Raw genomic sequence first — 4,096 nt, 5'->3', positions numbered from 1 at the left:
GGCCGAATCTAAGACCTAATTGGTTAAGCTAAAAGCTTTGATGTGCTTAGTTTCTAACCTTCTTTTTAGGTAGGAGAATTGTCAGATTCTGTCTTTTGCACGAGTGCCTGTTGCCTCTTGCCTTCAGAAGCTGATAACTGTTTACTGATTCAAGGCTGCCTCCTGTCTATTGCCCTTGCCTAGCGGTTCAGGGGGGATTGTGTAAAAATAAGAGAAGATCGGTTTTTTTTCACTAAACCTATGGCCACTTCTTCCATTGCCGTTAGAGAATTACCTCTCTTTCCCCTACCCGAAGTTGTTTTATTCCCGGGTCGTCCTCTGCCCCTGCACATCTTCGAGTTTCGCTATCGGATTATGATGAATACGATATTGGAAGAAGATCGCCGTTTTGGGGTCTTAATGGTAGATCCAGCCACGGGAGAAATCGCTAAAGTCGGCAGTTGTGCGGAAGTTGTCCGTTGTCAACGTCTCCCGGATGATCGCTTAAAAATTCTCACCATCGGTCAACAGCGTTTCCGTGTCCTAGAATACGTCCGGGAAAAACCCTATCGCGTCGGTTTGGTGGAGTGGATTGAAGATGTCCCCACCACCCAAGATCTGCGACCTCTGGCCAAAGAAGTGGATCGACTGCTGCGGGATGTGGTTCATCTATCAGCCAAATTAACCGCTCAAAAAATTGAACTCCCCGACGATTTGCCTAGTCTTCCCCTGGAATTATCCTACTGGGTGGCGGGTAATCTCTACGGTGTGGCCGGGGAACAACAAGCTTTATTAGAAATGCTCGATACAGTCAGTCGTCTCCAACGAGAATCGGAAATTCTCACCTCAACCCGCAATCATCTGGCCGCTCGCACGGCTCTTAAAGATGCTTTAAATTAATAATCTGTAGGTTTTTCAGCTGCGGGAGAGGGAAATGGGGGACATGAGCAGAAAACGGGTTTCTCCGAGAAACCCGTTTTCTGTGCGTTACTCAACGGATTTAGTATTATTTCAGTGAACAGTGAACAGTAATCAGTAATCGGTGAACTGATAACTGACCCACTGATAACTGATAACTGACCCACTGATAACTGTTAATCTGGGGATTACCTAATGTTTACCTTGATACAGTAGAGTGGGGTTAAAATTGTTAGCCCCTCACCTAGGAGAACTTTGATCATGTTGCTGACCTATAATCCCAACTCCTCACCCTTCCGAGAAGACTATAGCGAGAGTCGTCGGCTCCATTTTTATGATCGCGGGGAAAATATTCCTCTGGTGGTTGATGGAGTCTGGCAAGTTTATCGGGGTATGGCGCAACTAAGTCAAGTATCTGAGAGTGGGGAGGAAATTTTACTAGGCTGGGTTCATTCATCCCACTTTTTTGGCTTAAATTTGACCCATCTGGAATCCTATCACGCCAGAGCCTTGTCGGAACTGTACCTAAAGTGGTACACGATCGCCGAAGTGGAAAATTCGGCGGAATTAACCAGGATGATGTTAAATCAAATGATCCGTCGTCAACAACAAACGGAATCCCTACTTGCGATCGCAGGAATCAAACGAGTGGAGGAACGTCTCCAGCAGTTACTACAGCTATTAAAGCGGGAAATGGGAGAACCAATCGCCCAAGGCAGTCGTTTAAAGATCCGTTTAACCCATCAAAATCTCGCCAATGCTATCGGTACTACAAGGGTAACGGTGACGCGTTTATTAGGCGAATTTCAGCGTCAGGGAGCGGTGAGCAGCGATTGCGATCGCCATTTAATCATTCACGATTAACTCAGTCCTGATGAAAAAATTTTCACCCCCACAGATGAAAGAGGTTTCTTTCCCTACACCCCACACCCTCTTTCAAGTCAGACAATTTTATTCAGACCCAGCCATAATAGAATCCCCGCGCAAGTCCACTAATTGCCAAGCTAATTTAGCAGCCCCCACCATGCCGGCGCCATTACCTAACTCGGCCGTTAATACCTCTAATCCTTCTCTGGAACTAGGTAAAACCCGTCTTTCGATTTCTGTGAGGAGAGAGGGAAAGAAAAACTTAGCACTGGCGCTAATACCGCCGCCGATAATTACCGCCTCTGGGGTGAGAACATAGAGTAAACTGGCGATACCAGCCCCCAGTAAACAACCGTAACCCTGCCAGAATTCTAAAGCCTCTCGATCGCCTTTTTCGGCCAATTCTGCCAATTGCTTCGGTTCTTTGCCAGTCATCCGGCGAATAGCTTGCAGGGAGACGTATTGTTCTAAGGAACCCTGATTACCGCTATTGCACAATGGACCGTCAAAATTGAGGGTTATTAAACCTAATTCTGCGGCCGTTCCCTTGCTGCCGACAAATAAGTTACCATCGAGGATAATTGCCCCTCCTACTCCCGTCCCCAAGGTTAACAGGATCAAGTTTTGAAAGCGTTTGCCCGCTCCTAACCAAGCTTCCCCTAAACCGGCACAATTGGCATCATTGGCTAAAATTGTCGGCATTCCCGTGCTTTCCTCTAACCAATCGGCGAGGGGAATATCCCGCCATCCTGCCAAATTAATCGCTATTTTGACAATTCTTCCCTGAGCATCCGCCGGACCTGGCGTTCCCACACCGAGCGCTTGACAACTTTTATCTAAATTTACTTGACAAATGCCTTGATGTATGGTATGGGCGACTTCTTTGGGTGTAGCGGGTTGGGGAGTGGGTAAGGTGAGAGATTCGAGACAATTGCCCTCTTGGTCAAATTTACCAATTTTAATAGCGGTTCCACCTAAATCGACACCTATGACTGTTTTCACCATCGGGCTTTCCTTGTTACTCTGGGAATAGCTAAGTAGGGAGGCATAATTATTTGTAGGATGGGTTAGCGGTAGCGTAACATAATCGTAGGTTGGGTTTCATGCTTCAACCCAACCTACGTTCATCTTATATTTAATTCCACCCACCCACTTAGGTTTATTATCACTCTTTTTGGCGGTTTTTTTCGCAGTTAGATGTGATCGAGAGGATAATTCGGCTAAACCGGCAAAACTAGCTGATTGATTAGCCCCAAATTTCTCCTATACTTTGGACACCGGCAGCTTAACTCCTGATTTTTACCCATTTTTAAGTAGGTAGGCGTTAAAAATTATCAGATGCCCCCCTTATTAAGGGGGGATTAAGGGGGGATCGGCACCCCCCTTATCAAGGGTAGCTCCCCCCGCCTATCGGCACCCCCCTTATCAAGGGTAGCTCCCCCCGCCTATCGGCACCCCCCTTATCAAGGGGGGCAGGGGGGATCGAACCTAAAATCCATTTTTAATTTAATTATAACCCAGCTACTTAAGTGTCATTTTTGGCCTTTATTGTTTAAACAGGGATGGCGGTTTCTAGGGAAATTTTCAGATTCCTGTTCTCAGAAATCCTATAGTTAAGTTTTTCAAAACCAATAACTTCGCCTTTTTGATTTTTCATTAAAATAACTTCGTCGCCGGTTTCTTCGCAGAGATATTCCGAGGAGCGATCGCCAAACCACACGGTTAAGGTATTGCCCATCGGATCATAATAAACGTTTACTTCTGCCATAAAATTTCCCCTTCTTTAATTGCATCGGTGGGATAAGTGGTAATTAGGAAGCCATCACCATTGAGTTTTCGGATAATGGCACAGAGCCAACGTTTTGGTCGTTGAAATTGATAAAAAAGATAAACATTGGGATCACTGCGGCTACGTCGAATTTCATCAGGTTGGCTAAGGGTTTCTTGGACTAATTTTTCTTGTCCTTTCATTATAGGATGTTTTATCTGGGTGATAATTTCCCAATAGGTAACAGTGACGCAGATCGTACAATTAAGAAGGGTTAAAATCTCAAAAAATGGATCATTTTTGCTCATGTTTTGTCCTCATCAGCAAATTCTTAGTCAAGATGAAAACTGGCATCTTCGGGGGCGATAATTGTGACCGGAGAAATAGTCCCGACGGCCAATTTTGGCTGATTATAGAAACGATAACCGACGGTAAACAGGAAGATTAAGGGTCGTCGCAGTTTACCCAGGGAGTAAGAGCGAGATTTTCGGGCAGAATCAGGAAAAACAGTGAAAGAATGCAGAAAATGATTCATAAATTCCAGCTAAATTCTATAAACTGCGC

5 protein-coding genes and 1 pseudogene are annotated in these 4,096 nt (G+C 45.3%); 2 read left to right on the top strand and 4 right to left on the bottom strand.

Annotated elements, in window-relative coordinates; all coding sequences use genetic code 11:
• The first annotated feature begins 240 nt into the window (after positions 1 to 240).
• Both PX481_RS10245 and PX481_RS10240 read left to right on the top strand, forming a co-directional pair.
• Entirely contained in the window at positions 241 to 879 is a 639-nt protein-coding gene (locus PX481_RS10245; RefSeq protein ID WP_002739408.1) for an LON peptidase substrate-binding domain-containing protein, read from the top strand.
• Between the two features lie 279 nt (positions 880 to 1,158).
• A complete protein-coding gene (locus PX481_RS10240) occupies positions 1,159 to 1,761 on the top strand; it encodes a Crp/Fnr family transcriptional regulator (protein WP_288058498.1) in 603 nt (200 codons plus the stop codon).
• Between the two features lie 87 nt (positions 1,762 to 1,848).
• Here PX481_RS10240 and PX481_RS10235 read toward each other — a convergent pair whose 3' ends face one another.
• From PX481_RS10235 to PX481_RS10220, 4 genes and pseudogenes are all read right to left on the bottom strand, one after another.
• On the bottom strand, positions 1,849 to 2,769 hold the full coding sequence (locus PX481_RS10235; protein WP_288094537.1) for an ROK family protein: 921 nt from the start codon (positions 2,767 to 2,769) through the stop codon (positions 1,849 to 1,851).
• A gap of 547 nt (positions 2,770 to 3,316) precedes the next feature.
• Positions 3,317 to 3,532, bottom strand: coding sequence for a DUF2283 domain-containing protein (locus PX481_RS10230; protein ID WP_002764315.1), 216 nt, complete (start codon positions 3,530 to 3,532; stop codon positions 3,317 to 3,319).
• Positions 3,520 to 3,840: a DUF4258 domain-containing protein gene (locus tag PX481_RS10225; RefSeq protein WP_288094536.1), complete on the bottom strand. Its 321-nt coding sequence runs from the start codon at positions 3,838 to 3,840 to the stop codon at positions 3,520 to 3,522. Before PX481_RS10225 ends, PX481_RS10230 begins: the two co-directional genes overlap by 13 nt.
• A gap of 35 nt (positions 3,841 to 3,875) precedes the next feature.
• Positions 3,876 to 4,067, bottom strand: a pseudogene (locus PX481_RS10220) (hypothetical protein); the annotation flags it as partial.
• Between the last annotated feature and the right edge of the window lie 29 nt (positions 4,068 to 4,096).

Source organism: Microcystis sp. M53603_WE2, assembly GCF_030065435.1.
Note: the sequence above shows the minus strand (reverse complement) of the source record. Positions and strands in the feature narration are given on the sequence as shown.